Genomic DNA, 23,505 nt, shown 5'->3' with positions numbered 1-23,505 from the left:
ACCACACCATGAGCGAAGCCGATAACAGCACGCCGAACGCTGGCGCTTTCAAGCCGAAGAAATCCGTGGCGCTGTCGGGCGTCACCGCCGGCAACACCGCGCTGTGTACCGTTGGCCGCACTGGCAATGACCTGCACTACCGCGGCTACGACATCCTCGACCTGGCCGGCGCGTGCGAGTTTGAAGAAGTCGCCCACCTGCTGGTGCACGGCAAGCTGCCCAACAAGGCTGAGCTGGCTGCCTACAAGACCAAGCTGAAGGCGCTGCGCGGCCTGCCCGCCAACGTGAAGGCCGCCCTGGAGTGGGTGCCCGCCTCCGCCCACCCGATGGACGTGATGCGCACGGGTGTGTCGGTGCTGGGCACCGTGCTGCCCGAGAAGGACGACCACGCCACCCCCGGTGCACGCGACATCGCCGACCGCCTGATGGCATCGCTCGGCTCGATGCTGCTGTATTGGTATCACTACAGCCACAACGGCAAGCGCATCGAAGTGGAAACGGACGACGACTCCATCGGCGGCCACTTCCTGCACCTGCTGCACGGTGTGGAGCCGCCGAAGTCGTGGGTTGACGCCATGCACGTCTCGCTCAACCTGTATGCCGAGCACGAGTTCAACGCATCGACGTTTACCGGCCGCGTGATTGCCGGCACGGGCTCGGACATCTACTCGGCCATCACCGGCGCGATCGGCGCGCTGCGCGGCCCGAAGCACGGCGGCGCCAATGAAGTCGCCTTCGAAATCCAGAAACGCTACGACACGCCGGACGAGGCCGAAGCCGACATCCGCCGCCGCGTGGAGGCCAAGGAAGTCGTGATCGGTTTCGGCCACCCGGTGTACACCGTGTCAGACCCGCGCAATAAGGTCATCAAGGAAGTGGCGCGCAAGCTGTCGAAGGAAGCCAGCAACACCAAGATGTTCGACATTGCCGAGCGCCTGGAAACCGTGATGTGGGACATCAAGAAGATGTTCCCGAACCTGGACTGGTTCAGCGCCGTGTCGTACCACATGATGGGCGTGCCGACCGCGATGTTCACCCCCCTGTTCGTGATCGCGCGTACGTCCGGCTGGGCAGCGCACATCATCGAGCAACGCATCGACAACAAGATCATCCGCCCGAGCGCCAACTACACCGGCCCCGACGACCTGAAGTTCGTACCCATCGGCAAGCGCCCGTAAGAAGTAGGAAAGAAGAAAGGAACGTCAACGCAAACCCACCGACGGTGTGGCCGTTGACGTTCCTGCCCTAGATGGCGCCTTGAATTTCTGTAAGCGGGCGGAAAAAAGACGGGAAACTGTCTGAGCGAAGCGAGTTTTTCCCGTCTCCGCCCGGTTACAGAAATTCAAGGGGAAGTCGCCATCTCGGGCGCGCCTTTCTTTTGCTTACTTTTCTTTGGCAAGACAAAGAAAAGTGAGTCGGCCCCGGCAGGGGACGATACCCGGGATGGACCACAACCGCCCGCCCCCGACAGGGGATGAAACAAGGGATGCACCCACACCATGAACACAGCACACCGCAAACCCCTCCCCGGCACAAACCTCGACTACTTCGACGCCAGAGAAGCCGTCGAAGCCATCCAGGCCGGCGCCTACGACAAGCTCCCGTACACCTCCCGCGTCCTCGCCGAGAATCTGGTACGCCGCTGCGACCCTGCCACGCTCACCGATTCTCTCAAGCAACTCATCGAACGCAAGCGCGACCTGGATTTCCCGTGGTTCCCGGCGCGCGTGGTGTGCCATGACATCCTGGGCCAGACCGCGCTGGTCGATCTCGCCGGCCTGCGCGACGCCATTGCCGACCAGGGCGGCGACCCCGCCAAGGTCAACCCGGTGGTGCCGGTGCAGTTGATCGTCGACCACTCGCTGGCGGTGGAATGCGGTGGCTTCGACCCCGACGCTTTCGCCAAGAACCGCGCCATTGAAGACCGCCGCAACGAAGACCGCTTCCACTTCATCGACTGGACGAAGCTTGCGTTCAAGAACGTAGACGTGATCCCGGCGGGCAACGGCATCATGCACCAGATCAACCTGGAGAAGATGTCGCCCGTCATCCAGGCGCACGACGGCGTGGCCTACCCCGACACCTGCGTCGGCACCGACAGCCACACGCCCCACGTCGACGCACTCGGCGTGATCGCCATCGGCGTGGGCGGCCTGGAAGCCGAGAATGTGATGCTCGGGCGTGCCTCGTGGATGCGCCTGCCGGACATCGTTGGCGTGGAACTGACCGGCCAGCGCCAACCCGGCATCACCGCCACCGACATCGTGCTGGCACTGACCGAATTCCTGCGCAAGCAGAAGGTGGTGGGCGCATACCTCGAGTTCTACGGCGAAGGCGCATCCAAGCTGACGCTGGGCGACCGCGCCACCATCTCGAACATGGCCCCCGAGTACGGCGCCACCGCGGCGATGTTCTCGATTGACGACAACACGCTCGACTACCTGCGCCTCACCGGCCGCACCGACGAGCAGGTCAAGCTGGTCGAAACGTATGCCAGGACCGCGGGCCTGTGGTCCGACACGCTCAAGAACGCCGAATACGAACGCGTGCTGCGCTTCGACCTGTCGAGCGTGGTGCGCAACATGGCCGGCCCGTCCAACCCGCACGCACGTGTGGCAACGACCGACCTGGCCGCCAAGGGCATCGCCGCCAAGTGGGAAGAAACGCCGGGCCAGATGCCCGATGGCGCGGTCATCATCGCGGCCATCACGAGCTGCACGAACACCAGCAACCCGCGCAACGTGATTGCCGCGGCGCTGCTGGCGCGCAATGCCAATCGCCTGGGCCTGACCCGCAAGCCGTGGGTGAAAAGCTCGCTGGCGCCGGGCTCCAAGGCCGTTGAGCTGTATCTGGAAGAAGCCGGCCTGAAGCACGAACTGGAAAAGCTGGGCTTTGGCATCGTCGCGTTTGCCTGCACCACCTGCAACGGCATGAGCGGCGCGCTGGACCCGAAGATCCAGCAAGAGATCATCGACCGCGACCTGTACGCCACGGCCGTGCTGTCGGGCAACCGCAACTTTGACGGCCGCATTCACCCGTATGCCAAGCAGGCGTTCCTCGCATCGCCGCCGCTGGTGGTGGCCTATGCGATTGCCGGCACCGTGCGTTTCGATATCGAACGCGACAGCTTCGGCACGGATGCCAACGGCAAGCCGATCCTGCTGAAAGACCTGTGGCCGACCGACGAAGAGATCGACGCCATCGTGCGTGCGTCGGTCAAGCCGGAACAGTTCCGCAAGGTGTACATCCCGATGTTCGAGCAGCGCAGCGCGTCGGTTGCCAATGTGAGCCCGCTGTACGAATGGCGCCCGCAGAGCACCTACATCCGCCGCCCGCCATATTGGGAAGGTGCGCTGGCCGGCGAGCGCACGCTCCAGGGCCTGCGCCCGCTGGCCGTGCTGGGCGACAACATCACGACCGATCACCTCTCGCCTTCCAACGCCATTCTGGCCAGCAGTGCTGCGGGTGAATACCTGGCCAAGATGGGCCTGCCGGAAGAGGACTTCAACTCGTACGCCACGCACCGCGGCGACCACCTGACCGCACAACGCGCGACGTTTGCCAACCCGACGCTCATCAACGAGATGGCCGTGGTCGATGGCACCGTGAAGAAGGGATCGCTCACGCGCATCGAGCCGGAAGGCAAGGTCACGCGCATGTGGGAAGCCATCGAAACCTACATGGACCGCAAGCAACCGCTGATCGTGATTGCCGGCGCCGACTACGGCCAGGGCAGCTCGCGCGACTGGGCCGCCAAGGGCGTGCGCCTGGCGGGCGTGGAAGCCATCGTGGCCGAAGGCTTCGAACGCATCCACCGCACGAACCTGATCGGCATGGGCGTGCTGCCGCTGGAGTTCAAGCCGGGCACCACGCGCCTCACGCTCGGCATTGACGGCACCGAAACCTTTGACGTGATCGGCGAGCGCAAACCGCGCGCGGACCTCACGCTCGTCGTCCACCGCAAGAACGGCGAACGCGTGGAAGTGCCCGTCACGTGCCGCCTGGACAGCGATGAGGAAGTGTCGATCTACGAAGCCGGCGGCGTGCTGCAGCGCTTTGCGCAGGACTTTTTGGAATCGAACAAGGAGGCGGCATGAGCCATCCCGCTCAAATCAAAATACCCGCCACCTACATCCGTGGCGGCACCAGCAAGGGCGTGTTCTTCCGTCTGCAAGACTTGCCGCTGCCCGCGCAGGAGCCGGGAGCCGCGCGCGATGCGCTGCTGATGCGCGTGATCGGCAGCCCCGACCCGTACGGCAAGCAGATCGACGGCATGGGCGGCGCCACGTCGAGCACCAGCAAGACGGTGATCCTCAGCAAAAGCACGCGCCCGGACCATGACGTGGACTACCTGTTTGGCCAGGTCTCCATCGACAAGCCGTTTGTCGACTGGTCGGGCAACTGCGGCAACCTCTCCGCAGCGGTTGGGCCGTTCGCCATCAGCAACGGCCTCGTCGACGCGAGCCGAGTGCCGCAAAACGGCGTCGCCGTCATCCGCATCTGGCAGGCCAACATCGGCAAGACCATCATCGCGCACGTGCCCATCACCAACGGCGCGGTGCAGGAGACGGGCGACTTTGAACTCGACGGCGTGACGTTTCCGGCGGCGGAAGTGCAGCTCGAATTCCTCGATCCCGCAGCCGAGGAAGACGGTGACGGCGGCGGCGCGATGTTCCCCACCGGCAACCTCGTCGACGACCTGGATGTGCCCGGCGTGGGCACGCTCAAGGCGACGATGATCAACGCGGGCATCCCGACGATCTTCATCAACGCAGAGGCCATCGGCTACACCGGCGCCGAGCTGCAGGACGCCATCAACGGCGATGCGAAAGCGCTGGCGATGTTCGAGACCATTCGCGCGCACGGCGCGGTGCGCATGGGCCTGATCAAGAGCATCGATGAAGCCGCCACACGACAGCACACGCCCAAGGTGGCATTCGTTGCGCCGCCAAAGGACTATGTTGCGTCGAGCGGCAAGAAGGTCGGCGCGGGCGATGTGGATCTGCTCGTGCGCGCGCTGTCGATGGGCAAGCTGCACCACGCCATGATGGGCACGGCTGCGGTCGCCATCGGCACGGCAGCGGCCATTCCGGGCACGCTCGTCAACCTGGCAGCCGGCGGCGGAGAACGTGGTGCGGCGCCTAATGCTGTGCGATTTGGGCATCCGTCCGGCACGCTGCGCGTGGGCGCGGAGGCCAAGCTCGTTGACGGCGAATGGACGGTCACCAAGGCCATCATGAGCCGCAGCGCGCGCGTGTTGATGGAAGGCTGGGTGCGCGTGCCGGGCTGACCCGCCGACGGACGCACGCAAAGCAAAACCGCCGCATCCGGCTGACGGCTGGATGCGGCGGTTTCTTTTTTTCTCTCGAAACTCAGCTTGCGCCGGTGTTCTTCATGCCGAGCACCTCGATCGGTGCAATCTCAGGCGGTGAGGCCAGCAACTCGGCCGCATTCGCCATGAGCGCCTTGGCAATCGGGCCGTCGAGATGCGTCTGGCGATCCTGCTCGCTGGCAAAGGCGTCGAAGATGCCGAATACGTTGGGCGCAATGCGCAGCGCAAACCAGATTGGCGTGGTGGCTTCCTGGTTGGCCATTTGCAGGCCGGCCGAAAGAAAATCGGCCACTGCCTGCTCCTTGCCCGGTTTGGCAATGAGCCGGGCAAATAATGCGTGCTTGATCATTTCGGTCTCCTGATACCGCGCTGAAGGGGCATGCGCGGTCAGGCGTACTGTATGCCGAAAGCGGCGGGCCGCCTCATACGAACACGCGTACGAGCCGTTCCGCACGCAACGGGAACGGCTCGATGACGGGTCATGCGCTCAATGGTGCAGCGCCCCGCCCACGGTGGTCAGTGCGCCACCCACAGCACCTGTGACGGGCGCAAGCGGCGTCGTCGCCCCCGTGGACGTGAGCGACGTGCCGACGCTGGTGACGAGCGAACCAACCGGCGCCGTCGCGCCCGTAGCCGACGTGCCGCCGCCGGTCGCACCGCCCAAGGCACCCGTCACCGCACCAAGCGGATTGCTGCCGCCCGTGGCGCCGCCCAACGCGCCGGTAATCGGCGCCAGCGGATTTGCCGAAGTCGCCCCGCCCGGCGTGGAGGTCACGCCGCCCAACGCGGCCACCGTGTTGCCCGTGGCCGTCACCACACCACCCAGGCCGGACACGACTGGCGCGTTCGTCGCCGTCAGCGAGGTACCCACATTCGCCACCCCGTCGCCCACGGTCTGCAGCAGATTGGTTGCCGGAGCGCCCAGGCCTGTTGTGTTACCCAGCGTCTGCGTGGCGGTGGTCACCTGCGAGGTGAGCGGCACCACAGCAGAACTGACCTGCTGCGTGACCTGCTCCACCGGCCCGGTCGACAAGGCCGTGCCGAGCGTGCCGCCCGCGCCCGCCACCGCCTGCCCAACCTGCGAGACCGCGCCGCCCACCGGTGACGTGACCGGCGACAGCGGCTGCAGCGGTCCTGTGCCCAGACTGCTCACAAGGCCACCTGTTGCGTCGACGGTGTTCCCGACCTGCGTCACCACGTTGCCGGTGTTCGATACCGTGGTCCCGATCGGGTTCGGGTTGGTGCCGATGCTGCCCAGGCCGGACTGCACGCCCGTGCCGAGGGCCGACACTGTGTTGCCTACGTTGTCGACCACATTGCCCAGCGCCGATGCGCCTGGCAGATTGCTCCCGCCGATGGTCGAACCGAGCCCGCTGACGGCACCGCCCGTGGCCGTCAGTACGCCGCCGCTCTTGTTCGCCACTTCGCCGGTGGGCGTGGTGGATGCGGTGGTGGTCGTGCCGCCCGAGCCGTTGGAACCGGAGCCACCACCGTTGTTGGCGGAGCTGCCGTCGCTGCCGGACGTACCGCTCATGTCGCCCGAGCCGGAGCTGGCACAACCGCCCAGCACAAGCAGGCCGACCAAGGCCGCCGAAACCAGGGTCCCTCGTTGCAATGTCTTCATGTCTGCCTCCCGTTTAAAAATGCGCTTGATAATGCGCACTTTTGCCTGATTCGATACTTTATCGGTGCGCCATCCGAATCACTCGATAACGCGTTCAAATTCAGTCTATTAACCGAGTCGATGGCAATTGCAAACATTGTCAAACGCCGGCAACGCCCGTCATCACGCCAACCGGACCCAGGACATCACTACCAGACGAAGTGCCACCGTGGCGCAAACGTTCACCCTCCGACAAGCTTTCGGGATTATGTTTGGAGGGAACACTCAAAATTACCCAAAATGGGTTAAACCTCCAGACACACGTTATCTGGTGGCCGTCCGCACAAATGGCAGGCGTGGCATGCGTAGCCCTGGAGCGCGCTGTGGCACCGACGCATCAAAGTGATGGCGCTCGATAACGATGCCGCGCGCCGGCGCCCCCTCGATGAAGTGCTCGACCATCTCGCGCACGTCGGGGTCGATGTAATCCGCTCGGGCGCCGTCGACGATGAGCGTGGCGTGGTCCGGCACCTGTGCCAGATAGCGCTTGAGTGGCACCTTGCCCATGAACGACACGTCCTTGCGGAACGACAGCAGGAAGTGGTCGTGATGGCGCGCCATGACAATCGTGCGGCGCAGGTTGGCGCGGATCGCCAGCGCGATGCTCAGCGCAATGCCGATCACGATGCCGATCAGCAAGTCCGTCAGCAGCACCCCGACGATGGTGGCGATGAAGGGTGCAAAGCGATCCCACCCCTGCCGCGCCACCGCCACGAACAGCGACGGCTTGGCCAGCTTGTAGCCGGTGAAGATCAGGATGGTGGCCAGGCACGCCAGCGGAATCAGATTGACGATGGCGGTGAGCGCAAACACGCTCGCCAGCAGCAGCGCGCCATGCACGACGGCCGACCAGCGGCTCTGCGCGCCGGCGTGCACGTTGGCCGAGCTGCGCACGATGACGGAGGTGATGGGAAGCCCGCCCAGCAGGCCCGCCACCAAATTGCCCACGCCTTGCGCCTTCAGCTCGCGATCCGGCGATGCGGCACGTTTCTTTGGGTCGATCTGCTCGACGGCCTCCAGGCACAGCAGCGTCTCGAGACTGGCGACGATGGCCAGCGCCATCGCTACGCGCCAGACATCCGGATTGCCCAGAGCCCCGAGCGTGGGCGACTCAAGCGCATCGAGAAACGCCCCGAACGACGCGAGCGACGGCAGACCAACACGATGCTCAGCCGGCACTGCAATGCCCGGTGCCACCACCTCAAGGAGCAAGGTCACGCCAATGCCGAGTGCCACCACAACAAGCGGCGAAGGCAGCGCGCGGACCAGCATGAATCGTCGCAGCATCGGTGTATCCCAGCCGATGAGCACGGCGGCGGAGAGCAGCGTCACCAGCATCGCCGTGACCGAGAACGCGCCAAACGGTGTGGCGAGCGTGCCGGCGCCGGCAGCGGCATCTCCGCTTGCCATCCCAAGCGCGAGCGGCACCTGCTTGATGATCAGCAGCAGCCCGATCGCCGCGAGCATGCCCTTGATGACGGACGACGGTACATATGCCGCAAAGCGACCGGCGCGGAGCATGCCGAACACAAACTGCAGTGCGCCCGCCAGCGCCACGGCCACCAGAAATGCCGGGAAACCGCCCAGCTTGGCAATGCCGTCCACGACGATCACGACGAGGCCCGCCGCCGGGCCGCTCACGCTCAGTTGCGAGCCGCTGAGCAGCGCCACCACCAGGCCACCGATCATGCCGGAGAGCAGCCCGGCAAGCGGGTCAACGCCCGATGCATTGGCAATACCCAGGCACAGCGGCAGGGCGACAAAGAACACGATGACCCCGGCGAGCATGTCGCGCGGGAAGAACGCCGGAGAGGTTGGTGTCTGCATGGTTGTTGGAGTTGTATGAACTGCGCACGCGCGAACGCCTGCCTGCGGGCGGGGGCACCGCCGGCATGCGTGAGGAGAGAAAACGTCGGGAAACGGCAGCAGCCACAAACGCCGCCGCCGATCGGGTTAAGCGATGGCCTCGGCGGGCACCAGGATGTCGCCGCGGGTGGCGTGTTCCGCATCCGGATCGCCCGAAGCCAGCACGCGGATGTGTCCATCGGCCAGGCCGAATATCCAGCCGTGCACGCGCGGCGGGCGTTCTGCCTCGCGCACGATGGCGCTCTCGCGCAGGCAGCGCACCTGTTCGAGCACGTTGAGTTCCGCCAGGCGATTGACGCGTGCGTCCAGATCAGACACGGCGTCAAGTTCTGTACGGTGGCGGCCGGCCAGCGCGCACAGCGGCGCAATGCGGCGCGCCACGTGCGGCAAACCGTCGGGCGGTGGCAGCAGCGACGCGCGCACGCCACCACAGCCGTCATGCCCGCACACGATCACGTGCGCGACCTTGAGCACGCGCACCGCATATTCCAGCACGCTCATCGTGTTGTCGTCCGCCGGGCAAACAAGATTGGCGATATTGCGATGGACGAATAAATCGCCCGGGTTGGAATGTGTAATGGTTTCAGCGGGCACGCGGCTATCTGCACAGCCGATCCATAACACCTGGGGTTGTTGGCCTTGGGCCAAACGCGAAAAGAATCCGGGATCACGTGCGGCAGTTTCGTGCGCCCACGCGACATTCTCGACAAGCATGCGTTTCGGTCGATGCATTGGTATGGCTCCTGCGGAATCTGCGAGACCGCTGCAGGCCGAAACCCCAGTTGGGCGGGTGTTCTCGGCAACATTGCAGTGCAGCGGAAACGTTACGAAAACCATCGTATGAGAAAGGTTCCCGCTGTGCCAGTGAAGGTATCGACGCCAAATCGGATCAAATATGCACCGATAATGCGCACGCCCTGCGTAACTGTGTCGCACCCATTATCTGCAATCGGGAAACTGCGTGCAGTTATTGCATTGCCCGAGTTATCTATCCGAAATATTTAAACCCTGGATCGGAAAATATTCCATCACAGGTGAATGACTCGCGCGCTGGATCAACCGCGCGGGCGCCCGCATTTGGGGCACGTTTTCTAAGCCGATCAACAGCTTGCGCGTTAACCCAGGCGAACTTGCGCAACCGCTTCGCGCCATTGCGTGAACCGCTGGGCACGCGCTTGCGCATCGCCATCCTCGCGTCCGTAGCGCAGGGCAACGTAGCCGGCGGCTGCATTGCGCAACGCCTGCGCCGCGTGCGGAAACTGCGCGGCGGCACGCTCGGCATACGCCATCGGGCCCTCTGCCGGGCCCCGCGTGCAACCATGTCGCGCCAGCCGGTCACACAACCGCTGCCACAGGGCCTGCACCGGGTCAGGTTTGGGCTTGCGTTGCTGCCAGAGGAGCGGCAGCGCAGCGAGCAGGAACAAACCCGACACACCCCACAGCACCGCGCGAGGGTCTGCTGCATCCAGCCCCAGCCACGCGAACAGGCGCGCTTGGCGGCTGCGGTCGTAGCCAAGCACCCAACTGTTCCAGCCGCTGATGAGGCCATCGAGCCCCCAGCGCACGCTGCGCAGCCAGCCAGGTTCTTCTGCACGGCGCGAGCGGAATTCACTGGCGGGCACGGCGGCAGCCAAGCCACGTTCGACACGTTGCGGCGCCACGGCGGCAGTTGGGTCCACACGCACCCAGCCGCGTCCGTCGAGCCACACCTCAGCCCAGGCGTGTGCATCGGACTGGCGCACGATGATGTCGCCGCTCATGGCGTTCACCTCGCCGCCGAGGTAGCCCACCACCACACGCGCCGGCACGCCTGCCGCGCGCATCAAAAAGACGAAGCTGCCCGCGTAGTGCTCGCAGAAGCCACGGTGCGTGCGGAAAAGAAAATCGTCGATCTGCTGATCCTGCAGCGGTTCCGGTTCAAGCGTGTAGGCAAACGGTGCGCGGCCAAACAGCTTGAGCGCCGCCGATACGCGCTCAGGCGGCGGCAGCTCTGCCCATTGCGCTGCCAGCGCACGCGCTTGGCCGTTGCCCGCCGGCAACGCCAGCGCCATCTGCTGCGTAAGTGGGTCGAGCGGGCGAGCGTCGTCCGCGCGATTGCGCTCTGGCAGCCGCGAGCGCGCGTGATACCGCACGCGCTGCTCGAGCGGTTGCGTGCTGATGAATTCGCCGTCGATGCTGCGGCCGGTGCCGTCTCGCGCCTCGATCGACTGGCCGCGATCAAGCGCAAACAGCCAGCGCTGGCGCGTCGGTTCCAGTGTGATGTTGTAATCGAATACGCCCGGCGCGCCGCTAATTGCGTCCGCAGAATTGGGTACGCTTTCCGCTGCGGGACGTTGCCGCATCGACGCGGCCGTCCACGTCTGGCCATCGAAACGCCACAGCACCATGCCGCGCCAGTAGAGCGTATCGAGCGGTGGCGGCACGCCGGCAAAATCGACGCGGAAGGCCAGATCGTCGGAGAGGATCAACTGGCCGACGGAGCCGGGCGCCATGCGGTCGGACAGGCCGCTGACGGCGGTGTCGGCGGTTTGCGGCAGGCGCCACAGCGGATGATCCAGCCGCGGAAACAACAGGAACAGCACCGCCGCGCACGGCAACCCCATGAGCACCAAACGCGCCAGCACACGCGCGGGGGATACGCGCGCACGCGCCTGCGGATGCAGCAGCAACAGCCAGTTGCGCAAGAGCAACGCCACGGTCCCCAGCATGGTCGCGGCCAACCAGGGTGGCTGGTCAAACAGCACCTGCGAGAGCAGCAGGAAACAGCACAACTGCGTGACGAGCACGCCGTTGCGCACGGTGTGCGATTCCATCAGCTTGAGCACGAGAAACGCGCCAAGCAGCGCGACCGACAAGTCCCGCCCGATGTTTCCGCCGGTGCGCATGGCGAGTGCCAGCGTCACGATAAGCGTGGCCACGCCCGTCAGCCCCAGCGGCCACTTGCCGGGCAACGGCGCGCGCCGCACCCACAGCAGCGCGCGCCAGAGCAGCAGCACGCCGAACACAGCGCACGTCACCAGCGGCAGCGCACGCAGCAGCGGCGCGAGCACGACGGCAAGCTGTGCGATCAGCCAGCCATGTTCGCGGTGCGTCAGGGCCCGGGCCGAGCCGAAGGCGGCCGCTTCGGTGCCGATGGTGGCAGTGGTCATGTGGCTTCGCCTTCCGCTTCCGGCATCGCAGGCTTACCCCACAACGCTAATGCACGCAGACATGCGTCCCGATGCGCAACACCCCGCGCCGGGCCAATGACAGTGCCCGGCAGGCTCAGCGTGTATTCGGGTTCATCGCCGGCGGGGGCGTGCTCGGCGGCCAGCACCCAGGCGCACAGGCGCGACAGGCGTTGTTCCACGTTCATCGAGGGCGGCAGCGCTTCCCACGCGAGCACACATTGCGCGTGGCGCACTTGCTGGCCGGTGCGGCTCATCCACGTGTCGAGCCGCGCGCTGTGCTTCCAGGCAATGCTGCGCAGTGCGTCGCCGGGGCGGTAGGTGCGCAGTTGGTCTGCGGCTTCTTCGACATGGGTGCGGGCGGCGCGCGTGTCGTCTTCTTCGCCAGGTTCGGGGGCAAAGCTGGCGGGCAGCGGCGGCGCGGAGGGTTCCGGTGCCGGATAGACGAGCAATGTCAGCGGCGCATCGGCGTAGCTCCACGCGCGAAACAGGCCGAGCGGGAAACGCGTCGACACCGTCAGGCGCGGCAACTTGAACCAACCGCGCGGCTGATCGGCGAAAGACAACGCGGCCACGATGGCGTCCTGCGCGTCGAGCGAGGTTTCCACGGCAGCGGCTTGCGCGGCGCTCACATCCACACCCACACGCGCCCATGGTGTGACATTGGCCAATGCCACGCCAACATTCAACGCATGCCCGGCAAACACGGCATCGCCCGCCGCGCCGCGTACTTCCAGATCAACGAGGTTGCGATGTGTCTGCCACATGGCGGACGCTGCCACGCCGGCCAGCACGAAGGTCAGCAGAAAGCCCAGGCTGACGTTGTAGTTGAGCGAGGTGAGCAGCATCACTAACAGCAGCAGCGCAAAGCCGGCACCGGCTGCGGTGGGCAGGATGTAGACGTGGTTGCGGTCCAGGCGGATGCGGCCTTCGCGCGGCGTGCGCGGCCGTTGCAGAAAGCGTTGCACACGCGCCCGTGCAAAGCGCACGCCGGGCAGCATCGCCAGGCCCGCACCGAGCAGACGCAATGGCGCGAGCAGCAGAGAACGCAATCGCGCCATGGCGCCGCGTACTCAGGGAATGGCGACCGTGTCGAGCAGCCGCTGCGCCAGCGCGGTTGCCGACAGCGTGCCACCCGTGGGCAGCAAGCGGTGCGCGGCCACGGCCTTGAATACGGCTTGTACGTCTTCGGGCAGCACTGCATCGCGGTCATCGATGAGCGCCCAGGCACGCGCCGCCGCCAGCAGTGCCAGACCGGCGCGCGGCGACAGGCCCATCTGCACCTGTGCGTCGGTGCGCGTGGCGTTCACCAGCGCGAGCACGTAGTCGACCAGCGCCGGCGCCACGTGGACGGCATCGGCGGCAGTCTGCAAGGCGATGACCTGCGCGGCGGTCAGCACCGGCTCGATGTCTTGCGGCGCACCGCCGCCGAGGTACAGCGCACGTTCCGAACTTTGATCGGGGTAACCCAGCGACAGCCGCATCGTAAAGCGATCCAACTGCGATTCCGGCAGCGGATGCGTGCCGATCTGGTTCAGCGGGTTCTGCGTGGCAATCACGAAGAACGGCTCGGGCAGCGGATACGTCGCCCCGTCATGCGTGACCTGCCCTTCGGCCATGGCTTCGAGCAGTGCGCTTTGCGCCTTGGGCGTGGCGCGGTTGATCTCGTCCGCCAGCACAACCTGCGCGAACAGCGGCCCCGGGTGGAATTCGAAGGCGCCCTTTTCTTTCACGTAGATCGACACGCCGATCAGGTCAGTCGGCAGCAAGTCGCTCGTGAACTGCACGCGCTGATATTGCAGGCCGAGCGTGCGGGCCAGCGCATGCGCCAGCGTGGTCTTGCCCACGCCCGGCAGGTCTTCCAGCAGCAGATGCCCGCGGGCCAGCAGACACGCCAGCGCCAGGCGGATCTGCAGCGGCTTGCCGAGCACGATGCGATCGAGCGCGCGTTGCGCCTGCGACAACGCGGCCGGCAAGGTCAGCGGCGTAGCGGGCGCTGTACGAACGGGAGAAAGCGGGACTTGGTTAGGCGTCATCAAGGTGCGGCCGAAGCAACAATGCCAGCGAGTGTAGCGGCATCGCACGACACCCGCGCGCCCATGTTTCGTGTGCGTGAGTGCGCTACAACATCAGTCCGGTTTGCGCGCGGGGATAGCCGAGTCGAGCAACACGCGTGCCGTGCGCGGCAGGCTCTTGATGAGGCGCGGTGCATCGGTGCCGAAGGTCTGGCTGGCGGCGTAGGCGCCTTCGATCAGGAAGGCCAAGTCGTCGGCCAGCGCATCGGGATCGGTCGCACCAGCGGCTTGGGCGCGGTCACGCAGGCGGGTGAGCAGCAGCGCCTTGTTGCGCTGGACAAACTGCCGCGCCGGATGCGTCGGGTCCGGGAACTCCGCCGCCACATTCACAAACGGGCAGCCCCGGTAGCCGGGGCGCGAAGCGCGTTCGGAGACATCGATGAAGAACTGCAGCAGTTGCGCGCGCGCGTCGTCCGGGTGCTTGGCCACGCTCGCGTTGAAGTAGCCCCAGAAGCTCTCGTCGCTGCGCTCCAGGTAAGCGATGACGAGATCGTCCTTCGACTTGAACTGGCGGTACAGGCTCATCTTGTTGACGCCCGCCTTCTCCACCACGGCCTCGACGCCCACGGCCCGCACGCCTTCGTAGTAAAACAGTTGACGAGCTGCCTCGAGCAGGCTCGCGTGGGCATCCTCGCCGCTGATGCGACGCGGCGTCGGCTTGGGTTGATCAACGGTGGACAGCGCGCGCGGGCCGCGGCGGTTAAGAGTGGCCATGGTGTTGCTCCTGCAAGCGCGGTGGGGGCACAAACCCCCAGCCACGCCGGTGTCATTCGAAGGCTGCTTGACATGTTACCGATCGGTACCTACTATCGCAACCACGTTGTTACCGACCGGTAACGAATGCGATATTATCGCCCCAACAAGAATCAAGAATCGAAAGAATCGGACAGCCCATGCAGCGACTTGCCCGCCTCATCGCCCCACGTTTCCACTACAGCTGGCTTGCGCTGGCGGTGGTGTTCCTGATCCTGCTATGCGCGGCCGGCACGCGCGCCACGCCCAGCGTGATGATGCTGCCGCTCGAGCACGAATTCGGCTGGAGCCGCAGCACGATCTCGCTGGCCATCTCGATCGGTATTGCCCTGTATGGGCTGACGGGGCCGTTTGCAGCGGCGTCGATGCAGTATTTCGGCATCCGCCCCACGGTGCTCGGTGCGCTGGCGGTGCTGGTGTCGGGCACGGCACTCTCGGCGATGATGCACGAGCCGTGGCAGATGGTGCTGCTGTGGGGCGTGATGGTGGGCGGCGGCACGGGTGTGGCCGCCATCACGCTGGGCGCAACGGTGGTCAATCGCTGGTTCACCTCGCATCGCGGGCTGGCCATGGGCATCTTGACGGCCAGTTCGGCCACGGGGCAGCTCGTGTTCCTGCCGATGATGGCCGCAGTGGTCGAGAGCTACGGCTGGCGCCCGGTGGTGCTGATCGTGGCCGGCGCGCTGGCGCTGCTGTTGCCGGTCGTGTGGCTGCTGCTGCCGGAATCGCCCAAGAGCGTCGGTCTGCGCACCTATGGCGAACCCGCCGATGCGCCGGAAGTCGATCAAGGCCCCCGCGCCAACCCCATCGTCCTCGCCATGCGAACGCTCGTGCAGGCCGCACGCAAGCGCGATTTCTGGTTGCTGTTTGCCAGCTTCTTCATCTGCGGTGCGAGCACCAACGGCTACATCGGCACGCACTTCATCGCCATGTGCGCAGACCACGGGTTCTCTGAAGTGAAGGGCGCGAGCCTGCTTGCCGCGATGGGGATTTTCGATCTGGTGGGCACCACGCTGTCGGGTTGGCTGTCCGACCGCTACAACAGCCGCGTGCTCCTGTTCTGGTACTACGGCCTGCGCGGGCTGTCGCTGATCTACCTGCCGTATGCGTTCGGCTTCGAGTTCTTCGGCCTGCCGGTGTTCGCGATCTTCTACGGCCTGGATTGGATTGCCACCGTACCGCCCACCGTGCGCCTGACCAACGACGTGTTTGGCAAGGCCGCAGCGCCCATCGTGTTCGGCTGGATCGTCGCGGGGCATCAATTGGGCGCGGCATTCGCCACGCTGGGTGCGGGCATGATGCGCGCCTCGCTGGGCAACTACACGCTCGCTTCCATGATTTCGGGCGGGCTGTGCGTGGCTGGCGCCTTCCTCGTGCTGCGCATTCACCGCACGCCCAAGCAAGATGCCGAGCGCGCGGGCCAACCGGCTACCGCGTAATCAAGGTTTCAGAAAACCGTACTTGGCCAGCACCGCCTGGCCGGGGGGCGACAACACATACGCCACGAAGTCGGCCGCCGGTTGCGGCTGCTTCGTGCCCGAGGTCACAGCGATCGGGTACGTGAGCGGTACATTCAGCGGCACGGGGCTCGCCACCTTCACCTTGTCGGCGGCGATGGCGGCATCGGTGGAGAACACCAGGCCGGCCTCAACCTCGCCGCGCGACACATAGTCCAGCGCCTGCCGCACGTTCTGCGCCAGCACCGCCTTGGCCTCCACCGGCTCCCACAGTTTGGCCGCTTCCAGCGCACGCTTGGCATAGCGGCCCACCGGCACCGACGCCGGATTCCCGATCGCCACACGCTTCACGTCGGGCCTCATGAGATCGGCCAGCGCATGCACGGGCACCGTGCCCGTGGCGGGCACGATCAGCACGAGCTGGTTGGCAACAAAGTCGTGGCGCGTCTCGGCCTTGATGACTTTCTCGGCCACGGCCTTGTTCATCGCCTCCTGATCGGCGGAGGCAAACACGTCAGCGGGGGCGCCCTTCACGATCTGCTGCATCAGCACGTCGGACGCGCCGAAGTTGAGCACGACCTTGGTATCCGGGTGCAGCACTTCGTACTGCTGCGCGATCGTCTTGAAGGCGTTGGTCAGGCTGGCGGCCGCCGAAACAACCAGGTCCGCCGCATGTGCGGGCGCTGCCAAACCCAGCGACAGCGCAGCGACCAGACCAATGGCGCGCACGTGCGCGCGCAACGAGAAGCGTTGCATGAAGAACCCGGGAAAAGTGGATGAATGACCGGTCGTAATATACGAGTCGATATAACGCTCGGTCAATGCGCCATGACATATGTCCGGTATCACCGAGGCCGAACCGAGTCTTGCCACCTCGCTACCGCCCCGGACGCATCAGCGATTCATGAGCAAAACTCAAGATTCCTCAGGCTTGCGCAAAGGCGGCAATGACGATGCTAGCCTCTCGCTCACCGATAGACGGGCGCCAGAACAGCGCCGGAATCGAGACGCAAACAACAGCAGGCAGCGCACCAGTGGCTTGAACAAGCCCCGGCATGCATGCCGCACTCCACGCAGAAGTACCGAGCAATGCGCCGGCCGTTCTCGTGGTTCGGGATATCTGGATTGGGGGGAACAGGCATGGAGCCGCTCGCACCGGGCCACGCGCGCGTGGATCACCGACGTGGCCGCATCTCATTGCAGCATCTTGATGAAGGTCTGCAGCGCCGGCTGCGCGCGGGAATCAACGCGCTTGTCGGCCGCTCGCTTTATCAATGGGATGAAGCCCTGCCCGACCAGGCCGATGTTGTGGTGCTCGCTTCCGGGTCAGTCGATGCTGCCGCTGCAGCCCCCATCAAGATCTGGCTCGACGAGACACCACAATCCAGCCACGGCGACGACGCGTTCCACTTGCCATTTGCCTTCAGCATGCACGACCTCTGGGTGATCCTGGATCGCGTCGCGCTGCGCCTGATGGACAAACCCGCGCGTCCGAGCCCCGCACCCGTCCAATCCCTCCCCGCGCGAATAACCGATGCGAGCCCCGAGCCGACCTACCGCCTGCTGCGCTGGGTCACGCTCGAGATGCATTTGCAGGCGCTTCGTTTCCGGCGAGCGATGGCGACCATGACCAATCGCGCGGTCAGCCTGCGTTGGCTGACGACGGATGGCGGACTCGAACACGAAGAGGCCCGCCTGCTGCTGCGTACGCTGAACCGGCTGGGTGCTCTGCAGATCGACGTACACCGCGACGCCCCGTTGGCAACCGCGCCCGACAACGCAAGTGTTTCGCACAGCCGCTTCTTCGACGTCGTCGGGCGCTGGCTGCGAACGTCTCGCCATCAGCTACAAGGCCGACCCTGAATGCATCGCATTGGCATCTTCGGCCCGATGGGCATCGGCAAGACAACGGCCATTCGCACGCTGTGCGGTGACGTGACTATCGATTGCGACGTACCCAACCTTGATCGCCACGCATCTGCCAAGGCCACCACAACGGTTGGCGTCGACTTCGGCGAGGTGGACCTGGGCAATGGCGAACTGCTGCAGATCTACGGCAGCCCCGGACAGGACCGTTTCGATTTCCTGCGGGATTGGCTCATCTCCGTCATCGCCGGCGCGATCGTCATGGTTGACGTCAACGCGCCCGACGTGGGCGAGCGTTGCATTCCCCTGCTGCGTCGCGTCGCCTCGGAACCCTCGCAGCCATCCACGCTGGTGCTTGTGGCGCGGCCGGCCACGCCCGCTCGGGTCGATGCGTTCTCCGCCCACCTCAGCCAAGTGCTGGGGCGGGCCATTCCGGTGGTGATGGCCGATGTCCGCGAGCGGGCACAGATGCTCGATATCGTCGAAATCATGCTCTACACCCTGCAAACATGAACGCAGCAGCATCCCCCGTTCCAGCCGAACTCACACAAGCCGCAACCGCAGTGCTGACCAGGTACGCCGATGCGCTACCCGACCTGTCCGCCGCGACGCTCTGTACGCTCGACGGCTTCACGATTGCCTCTGCGCTGGACCCAACGCGCTACAGCGCGGCGCGCCTCTCGGCCATGACAAGCACGGTCATGTCAGTGGTCCGTGCACTGGGGCGCGAAATGCGCTTCAGCACCTGCCACCGGATGGTGCTTGAAACCGACATGGGGACCATGGTGTTCCAGCCCGTCCGCCAGTCCGCGATCGTGCAGGTGTGCATGGCGAACCGGCACGATGCTGTGCTCGGGCGCGCCCTATGGGAGGCCAAGCGCATCGCAGAAGAACTCGCTGCGCTGCCCGCCATGTCTTTGCTGCACCGACCCGCCTAGCCGCACCAGCCGCGGTCGCACTGATTTCATCGCCACAACCTACTCACACCATCGGGGGAATCAAATCATGAGCAATCTCAACAGTTCCATTACCCATCTCGCGACCTTCGACGGTGCGATGTGCGCCATGTTGGTCGACAGCGCCAGCGGCATGATCCTCGCATCGGCAGGCGATGGGATCGACCTCGAACTCGCCGCGGCGGGCAATACCGAGGTGGTCCGCGCCAAGCTCAAGACCATGCAGGCACTCAAGCTTGACGATGTCATTGACGACATGCTGATTACGCTCAGCAAGCAGTACCACATCATTCGCCCCGTCGGGAGCAAGCCCGGACTGTTCCTCTATGTCGTGCTCGACAAGAACAAATCGAATCTGGCGCTGGCGCGGCGCAAGGTTCAGGAAATCGAACAGGCCCTGAGCTTTTGATCGGTCGCGTGCCTGCGGCACACCGCATCACTGATGCGGACGCGCGGCTTCGTCAATGCAATCGGCCAGCCGCCCGGCAATGGGCTGGCGGCTGTGGCGGGGGCGTTCGATCAGGCCGATCTCGCGGTAGAAGGTGTCGTCGCCCAGGCTGATGGCACGTGTGCCTGGCGGCCAGGTGGCTTGCGCGGCGGTCTGCGGGGCAAGTGCGACGCCCTGCCCGCGCGCCACGAGTTGCGTCATGCCTTGCAGCTCGTCGAGTTCGATCACGTCGTGCGTGGTGATGCGCTGGTCGCGCAGGAACTGGTCGACGCGGCGGCCGCCGAATGAGCGGCGGTCATAGCGGATGAACGGTTGATGTGCGAGCAGCGCGCGCCAGTCGTCGCCGGGCACGCTGGCGGGCACCAGCAGCACGAAGGGCTCGGCCACCAGCGTGCGCCATTCCAGATCGGCCGGCACCGCAAACGGCGGGCGGATGAGCACGGCGAGGTCGATCTCGCCAGCGTCCACCAGGCCGAGCAGGTCAAGCGAGACACCCGGCACGATGCGCGCACGGCAATGCGGGAATTCACTGCGAAACTGCACCAGCGCGTCTACCAGGAACGACGTCTGCACGGAGGCAATCGCGCCGACGCGCACCAGGCCGCGCTGCTCATTGCCGCCGGCCTGGTCGCCCAGACGGTCATACAGCGTGACGATGTGTTCGGCCAGCGCCAGCGCGTCGCGCCCCGCGGCGTTGAGCGTGGCCGAGCGGCCCGTGCGATCAAAGAGCGGGAAGCCGAGCGACGCTTCCAGACGCTGGATCTGCGCGCTCACCGCCGACTGCGTCAGGCCGATGCGATCGCCCGCGCCCGCAAAGGTGCCGTGCCGGGCAACGGCGATGAAGGTCTTGAGTTCTCGAAGCATGGAGCGCGCGCATCAGTGGAGAAGCGCAAGGATACGCGCGCCGCGCCGGCTCACTTGGCAAACAGCGACGCCATATTGGCAAACGCCTTGATCTCCATGGCATTGCCCGAGGGGTCGAGGAAGAACATCGTGGCCTGCTCGCCCACTTCACCCTTGAAGCGGATGTGCGGCTCGATGATGAACTCGATGCCGGCTGCGCGCAGCCTGTCGGCTGCCGCTTCCCATTCGGGCATGGAAAGCACCACGCCGAAGTGGCGCACGGGCACGTTGTCGCCGTCGACGGCGCTGGTCTTGCGGTGGCCGATTTCGTCCGGCGCGAGATGGGCGACGATCTGGTGGCCGTAGAAATTGAAATCGACCCAGTCTGGCGAACTGCGCCCCTCCGGACAACCGAGGATGTCGCCGTAGAAGGCGCGCGCCGCGGCAATGTCATGAACAGGGAAGGCAAGGTGGAATGGGGCAAGCACAGGCGTGACGTCGCTCATGGTGGGGGCAAAGGCGGCAGTAATTGAACAAGGCGGCGCCGGCACGCAGGTGGGGGGCACCCACGCACCAGGCCACGCAGATGAGTCTATGCGCATCCATTCATCCACAAAAGCGATGATTTTTTGCGCTGAGCGCCATCAATATCGATGAATTGACCAAAAAAGACGCCGCTCAATGGCGGCGAAAGAGACACACGGTAGGCGCGTCTGCAGGGGTGCAGACACGCAAAACTTGGACGATTCAGGCGAAAACGAACGGCGTCATGACCGCTTCAACATCGGCCAAGGGCAGGCGCACGGTGCAGACGGTGGCATCGCCCGGCACATTCGCAACGCGAAAACCCGCATCGCGCGCCAGGCTGATCATGCGGCGGTTGATGGACAGCACCTCACCGAAGACCTCCCGCGCGCCGGACACCCGCGCTGCGCGGACCAGCGTGGCAAACAAACGTCGCCCGACGCCCTTGCCCTGCCACGCATCGGCCACCAGCATTGCAAATTCGGCCACGCCGTCTTCCACGACGAAGCGGCCATCGGCGATCAGGTCTTCGCCGGTGCCGTCAGGGCGCGCCACACTCACGACCAGCGCCATGTGGTTGACGTAATCGATCTGCGTGTAGGCGGCGAGCATCTCGTCGGTCAGACGGCCCCCGCCCACCAGAAACCGCGCATAGCGCGACTCCGACGACAGCCCCTCGACCAGGGCAGCCTCAAGGGGCGCGTCTTGCGGCAGAATCGGGCGCACGGTGGCGATGGAGCCGTCGTGCATGGTCCAGCGGTCGATCCATTCGGCGGGGTAACGGTGGATGGTGTAAAGCATGGGGATCTCCTCACGCGATGGATCGTTGTTATTGACCGCCAGCACGGGATCACCGCCTGACTTTCTAATTTGAAGCTAGATTAGCAGAAACCCTGACTTTTGCAAGTAAAGTCAGAATTGACTATGCTTTTGCCATGAGAATTCCGGAACCCTTCCCCGTCCCAGCGGCGTCGGAGCTTGTGACGTCGATGGAAGAGCCCTGCTCCATCGCGGCCGCCGTGTCGATCGTCGGCGAGAAATGGACGTTGCTCGTGCTGCGCGAAGCGTTTTCCGGCGTGACGCGTTTCGATGAGTTTTTGCGCCGCACGGGGTGCTCGTCGGCGATCCTGTCGTCGCGGCTCAAGGCGCTGGTGACGTACGGCATCCTGCGCCGCGTGCCGTACCAGGAGCCGGGCGACCGCGTGCGCGACGCCTACCGGCTGACGCGGGCGGGCGTCGACCTGCTGCCCGCCATCGTCGCGCTGATGCAATGGGGGGACCGCTACCTCACGCCCGACGGTGAGGGCCCCATGCTGTTGCGCGACCGCGAAAGCGGCACACCAATCCACGTGGCGCTCGTCAATGCGCTGGGCGAGCCTGTTGCGCCCAAGAACTCGATGCGCGAGCGCAATCCGCGTTATGGGCAGAGGGAAAATACTGCCGCCGCGGCCAACGATACGCCGCCAGCCAACGGGTAACACACAACTTTACAGGCCCGGAAAAACGCCCTATCGTCGCGGATGAATGGGCAAATGGCCGCGTTTGGCCCGGCTTTCCAACGCATCCTGCGCGTTGCCCCATCGCTTGATGGCCGCCCCTCCTGATTTCGCCCTCGACCTCGCTGCTCACGCCCGGAACCACGACCGCCATGCCTGATGCCGTGGTACCGCTCTACCACCAGATCTACGTCGTCCTGCGCCAACAGATTCTTGAGGGCCGGTTCAGTGACGGCCCGATGCCGGGCGAGATCGAGCTGGCCCGCCAGTTCGGCGCCTCGCGCGTCACGATGCGGCGCGTGTTCGACTACCTGGTCAAGGAAGGTCTGGTGCGCCGCCATCGCGGCATGGGCACGTTTGTCGTCAAGCCCGATGACCCGTTGACGATGGGCGGCGGCGCCCAGACGCTGCTGCAGAACATCATCGACGTGGGCGAGCGCACCTCCGCCGTCGTCGTCGAATTTGAAGACGTGCTGGCCCCGCCCGACGAGGCCAAGTGCCTGGAAATCCCGCCCGGCACGCCAATCAAGAAACTCGTGCGCGTGCGCCACCTGGAAGACACGCCCATGGCGCTCATCACCACGTGGCTGCCGCTGGACGTGACGAGCAAGCTGACGCTCGATCGCCTGGCAAACCAGTCGCTGCTGCGGCTGATCGAGGGCTCGGGCGTGCGGATCGATCGTGCATCGCAGGTGGTGTCGGCACGGTTGGCCGATGTGGCGACGGCGCAATATCTGGATGTGGCAGTGGGCGCGCCGCTGCTGTCCGTTCAGCGCATCGTGCGCGAGATGAGCGGGCGGCCCGTGCAACTGCTGCAGGGCCTCTATCGACCCGACCGCTACGAATACCGCATGGAGCTGTCGCGCGTGGGCGAAGACCGCGCTCGCCTGTGGATCGACAACGCCGGCCATGACGTGCAGGGCGGCCACAGCGAAGACGTGGAAGAGGCGCCCACCTCAGCCGCTCCGCCCACCGGCCAGCGCGCCTGACACCACCGCCGGCAAGGTTATTGGCCGTCAGCAGGTCTGGATGAAAGTTGTTAGCATCGCCGCTTCGCT

Annotated in this window: 22 protein-coding genes; 10 read left to right on the top strand and 12 right to left on the bottom strand. The window is 65.3% G+C overall.

The genetic code is table 11. The annotated features are described in order from the left end of the window. Window positions 1–8 precede the first annotated feature (8 nt). The 3 genes from prpC (at window position 9) to prpF (ending at window position 5,290) form a co-directional block, all read left to right on the top strand. Window positions 9–1,178, top strand: a complete 1,170-nt coding sequence (gene prpC / locus BM136_RS19950) for a bifunctional 2-methylcitrate synthase/citrate synthase (RefSeq protein WP_092974691.1) — start codon at window positions 9–11, stop codon at window positions 1,176–1,178. 321 nt (window positions 1,179–1,499) lie between these two features. Next, on the top strand, window positions 1,500–4,097 hold the full coding sequence (acnD, locus tag BM136_RS19940) for a Fe/S-dependent 2-methylisocitrate dehydratase AcnD (RefSeq protein ID WP_092974688.1): 2,598 nt from the start codon (window positions 1,500–1,502) through the stop codon (window positions 4,095–4,097). After that, a complete protein-coding gene (gene prpF / locus BM136_RS19935) occupies window positions 4,094–5,290 on the top strand; it encodes a 2-methylaconitate cis-trans isomerase PrpF (protein ID WP_092974685.1) in 1,197 nt (398 codons plus the stop codon). The genes acnD and prpF overlap by 4 nt, the downstream gene beginning before the upstream one ends. 82 nt (window positions 5,291–5,372) lie before the next feature. On the opposite strand, the gene BM136_RS19930 is transcribed toward prpF, so the two are convergent. The 8 genes from BM136_RS19930 to BM136_RS19895 all read right to left on the bottom strand — a co-directional run bounded on the left by BM136_RS19930 (window position 5,373) and on the right by BM136_RS19895 (window position 14,817). After that, on the bottom strand, window positions 5,373–5,681 hold the full coding sequence (locus BM136_RS19930) for a putative quinol monooxygenase (protein WP_092974682.1): 309 nt from the start codon (window positions 5,679–5,681) through the stop codon (window positions 5,373–5,375). 138 nt (window positions 5,682–5,819) lie between these two features. Next, window positions 5,820–6,956, bottom strand: coding sequence for a collagen-like triple helix repeat-containing protein (locus tag BM136_RS19925; RefSeq protein WP_092974679.1), 1,137 nt, complete (start codon window positions 6,954–6,956; stop codon window positions 5,820–5,822). A 303-nt stretch (window positions 6,957–7,259) separates the two neighbouring features. Then, on the bottom strand, window positions 7,260–8,822 hold the full coding sequence (locus BM136_RS19920; protein ID WP_092974676.1) for a SulP family inorganic anion transporter: 1,563 nt from the start codon (window positions 8,820–8,822) through the stop codon (window positions 7,260–7,262). 126 nt (window positions 8,823–8,948) lie between these two features. After that, window positions 8,949–9,593, bottom strand: a complete 645-nt coding sequence (locus tag BM136_RS19915; RefSeq protein ID WP_092974673.1) for a carbonic anhydrase — start codon at window positions 9,591–9,593, stop codon at window positions 8,949–8,951. 383 nt (window positions 9,594–9,976) lie between these two features. Further along, the gene (locus tag BM136_RS19910; RefSeq protein WP_092974670.1) at window positions 9,977–12,010 is read right to left on the bottom strand and encodes a transglutaminase TgpA family protein; all 2,034 of its coding nucleotides are present in this window, start codon (window positions 12,008–12,010) and stop codon (window positions 9,977–9,979) included. Further along, a complete protein-coding gene (locus tag BM136_RS19905) occupies window positions 12,007–13,089 on the bottom strand; it encodes a DUF58 domain-containing protein (RefSeq protein WP_092974667.1) in 1,083 nt (360 codons plus the stop codon). Before BM136_RS19905 ends, BM136_RS19910 begins: the two co-directional genes overlap by 4 nt. Window positions 13,090–13,101: 12 nt before the next feature. Further along, window positions 13,102–14,064: an AAA family ATPase gene (locus BM136_RS19900; protein WP_092974665.1), complete on the bottom strand. Its 963-nt coding sequence runs from the start codon at window positions 14,062–14,064 to the stop codon at window positions 13,102–13,104. Between the two features lie 93 nt (window positions 14,065–14,157). Continuing rightward, window positions 14,158–14,817 (bottom strand): TetR/AcrR family transcriptional regulator, encoded by a 660-nt coding sequence (locus BM136_RS19895; RefSeq protein ID WP_092974662.1) that lies wholly within the window; start codon window positions 14,815–14,817, stop codon window positions 14,158–14,160. 179 nt (window positions 14,818–14,996) lie between these two features. Here BM136_RS19895 and BM136_RS19890 point away from each other — a divergent pair, with 179 nt between their 5' ends. Continuing rightward, entirely contained in the window at window positions 14,997–16,295 is a 1,299-nt protein-coding gene (locus BM136_RS19890) for an MFS transporter (RefSeq protein ID WP_092974658.1), read from the top strand. Here the strand turns inward: BM136_RS19890 and modA are convergent, their stop codons facing one another. Continuing rightward, the gene (gene modA / locus BM136_RS19885) at window positions 16,296–17,069 is read right to left on the bottom strand and encodes a molybdate ABC transporter substrate-binding protein (RefSeq protein WP_092975062.1); all 774 of its coding nucleotides are present in this window, start codon (window positions 17,067–17,069) and stop codon (window positions 16,296–16,298) included. A gap of 384 nt (window positions 17,070–17,453) precedes the next feature. Between modA and BM136_RS19880 the strand changes: the two genes are divergently transcribed. The 4 genes from BM136_RS19880 (at window position 17,454) to BM136_RS19865 (ending at window position 19,544) form a co-directional block, all read left to right on the top strand. Next, window positions 17,454–18,176, top strand: a complete 723-nt coding sequence (locus tag BM136_RS19880) for a hypothetical protein (protein WP_092974655.1) — start codon at window positions 17,454–17,456, stop codon at window positions 18,174–18,176. After that, window positions 18,177–18,692, top strand: a complete 516-nt coding sequence (locus BM136_RS19875) for a GTP-binding protein (protein WP_092974652.1) — start codon at window positions 18,177–18,179, stop codon at window positions 18,690–18,692. Next, window positions 18,689–19,117 carry a roadblock/LC7 domain-containing protein gene (locus tag BM136_RS19870; protein WP_092974649.1) on the top strand — a complete coding sequence of 143 codons (429 nt, stop codon included), beginning with the start codon at window positions 18,689–18,691 and terminating at the stop codon, window positions 19,115–19,117. Before BM136_RS19875 ends, BM136_RS19870 begins: the two co-directional genes overlap by 4 nt. 67 nt (window positions 19,118–19,184) lie before the next feature. Then, window positions 19,185–19,544, top strand: coding sequence for a hypothetical protein (locus tag BM136_RS19865; protein ID WP_092974646.1), 360 nt, complete (start codon window positions 19,185–19,187; stop codon window positions 19,542–19,544). 27 nt (window positions 19,545–19,571) lie between these two features. Here BM136_RS19865 and BM136_RS19860 read toward each other — a convergent pair whose 3' ends face one another. The 3 genes from BM136_RS19860 to BM136_RS19850 all read right to left on the bottom strand — a co-directional run bounded on the left by BM136_RS19860 (window position 19,572) and on the right by BM136_RS19850 (window position 21,752). Further along, window positions 19,572–20,447: a LysR family transcriptional regulator gene (locus tag BM136_RS19860; protein WP_092974643.1), complete on the bottom strand. Its 876-nt coding sequence runs from the start codon at window positions 20,445–20,447 to the stop codon at window positions 19,572–19,574. Between the two features lie 50 nt (window positions 20,448–20,497). After that, the gene (locus tag BM136_RS19855) at window positions 20,498–20,932 is read right to left on the bottom strand and encodes a VOC family protein (RefSeq protein WP_092974640.1); all 435 of its coding nucleotides are present in this window, start codon (window positions 20,930–20,932) and stop codon (window positions 20,498–20,500) included. Window positions 20,933–21,173: 241 nt separating this feature from the next. After that, window positions 21,174–21,752 carry a GNAT family N-acetyltransferase gene (locus tag BM136_RS19850; protein WP_024978173.1) on the bottom strand — a complete coding sequence of 193 codons (579 nt, stop codon included), beginning with the start codon at window positions 21,750–21,752 and terminating at the stop codon, window positions 21,174–21,176. 134 nt (window positions 21,753–21,886) lie between these two features. Here BM136_RS19850 and BM136_RS19845 point away from each other — a divergent pair, with 134 nt between their 5' ends. Both BM136_RS19845 and BM136_RS19840 read left to right on the top strand, forming a co-directional pair. Continuing rightward, window positions 21,887–22,429 (top strand): winged helix-turn-helix transcriptional regulator, encoded by a 543-nt coding sequence (locus BM136_RS19845; RefSeq protein ID WP_092974637.1) that lies wholly within the window; start codon window positions 21,887–21,889, stop codon window positions 22,427–22,429. Between the two features lie 170 nt (window positions 22,430–22,599). Next, window positions 22,600–23,436: a GntR family transcriptional regulator gene (locus tag BM136_RS19840; protein WP_092974634.1), complete on the top strand. Its 837-nt coding sequence runs from the start codon at window positions 22,600–22,602 to the stop codon at window positions 23,434–23,436. Window positions 23,437–23,505 lie beyond the last annotated feature (69 nt).

It is taken from the genome of Ralstonia sp. NFACC01 (assembly GCF_900115545.1).
Lineage (GTDB): Bacteria > Pseudomonadota > Gammaproteobacteria > Burkholderiales > Burkholderiaceae > Ralstonia > Ralstonia mojiangensis.
Note: the sequence above shows the minus strand (reverse complement) of the source record. Positions and strands in the feature narration are given on the sequence as shown.

Bases quoted from the DNA above. Each gene is read 5' to 3' on its own strand.
- prpC (WP_092974691.1), top strand. From the start codon at position 9: ATGAGCGAAGCCGATAACAGCACGCCGAACGCTGGCGCTTTCAAGCCG.
- acnD (WP_092974688.1), top strand. From the start codon at position 1,500: ATGAACACAGCACACCGCAAACCCCTCCCCGGCACAAACCTCGACTAC.
- prpF (WP_092974685.1), top strand. From the start codon at position 4,094: ATGAGCCATCCCGCTCAAATCAAAATACCCGCCACCTACATCCGTGGC.
- BM136_RS19930 (WP_092974682.1), bottom strand. From the start codon at position 5,681: ATGATCAAGCACGCATTATTTGCCCGGCTCATTGCCAAACCGGGCAAG.
- BM136_RS19925 (WP_092974679.1), bottom strand. From the start codon at position 6,956: ATGAAGACATTGCAACGAGGGACCCTGGTTTCGGCGGCCTTGGTCGGC.
- BM136_RS19920 (WP_092974676.1), bottom strand. From the start codon at position 8,822: ATGCAGACACCAACCTCTCCGGCGTTCTTCCCGCGCGACATGCTCGCC.
- BM136_RS19915 (WP_092974673.1), bottom strand. From the start codon at position 9,593: ATGCATCGACCGAAACGCATGCTTGTCGAGAATGTCGCGTGGGCGCAC.
- BM136_RS19910 (WP_092974670.1), bottom strand. From the start codon at position 12,010: ATGACCACTGCCACCATCGGCACCGAAGCGGCCGCCTTCGGCTCGGCC.
- BM136_RS19905 (WP_092974667.1), bottom strand. From the start codon at position 13,089: ATGGCGCGATTGCGTTCTCTGCTGCTCGCGCCATTGCGTCTGCTCGGT.
- BM136_RS19900 (WP_092974665.1), bottom strand. From the start codon at position 14,064: ATGACGCCTAACCAAGTCCCGCTTTCTCCCGTTCGTACAGCGCCCGCT.
- BM136_RS19895 (WP_092974662.1), bottom strand. From the start codon at position 14,817: ATGGCCACTCTTAACCGCCGCGGCCCGCGCGCGCTGTCCACCGTTGAT.
- BM136_RS19890 (WP_092974658.1), top strand. From the start codon at position 14,997: ATGCAGCGACTTGCCCGCCTCATCGCCCCACGTTTCCACTACAGCTGG.
- modA (WP_092975062.1), bottom strand. From the start codon at position 17,069: ATGCAACGCTTCTCGTTGCGCGCGCACGTGCGCGCCATTGGTCTGGTC.
- BM136_RS19880 (WP_092974655.1), top strand. From the start codon at position 17,454: ATGGAGCCGCTCGCACCGGGCCACGCGCGCGTGGATCACCGACGTGGC.
- BM136_RS19875 (WP_092974652.1), top strand. From the start codon at position 18,177: ATGCATCGCATTGGCATCTTCGGCCCGATGGGCATCGGCAAGACAACG.
- BM136_RS19870 (WP_092974649.1), top strand. From the start codon at position 18,689: ATGAACGCAGCAGCATCCCCCGTTCCAGCCGAACTCACACAAGCCGCA.
- BM136_RS19865 (WP_092974646.1), top strand. From the start codon at position 19,185: ATGAGCAATCTCAACAGTTCCATTACCCATCTCGCGACCTTCGACGGT.
- BM136_RS19860 (WP_092974643.1), bottom strand. From the start codon at position 20,447: ATGCTTCGAGAACTCAAGACCTTCATCGCCGTTGCCCGGCACGGCACC.
- BM136_RS19855 (WP_092974640.1), bottom strand. From the start codon at position 20,932: ATGAGCGACGTCACGCCTGTGCTTGCCCCATTCCACCTTGCCTTCCCT.
- BM136_RS19850 (WP_024978173.1), bottom strand. From the start codon at position 21,752: ATGCTTTACACCATCCACCGTTACCCCGCCGAATGGATCGACCGCTGG.
- BM136_RS19845 (WP_092974637.1), top strand. From the start codon at position 21,887: ATGAGAATTCCGGAACCCTTCCCCGTCCCAGCGGCGTCGGAGCTTGTG.
- BM136_RS19840 (WP_092974634.1), top strand. From the start codon at position 22,600: ATGCCTGATGCCGTGGTACCGCTCTACCACCAGATCTACGTCGTCCTG.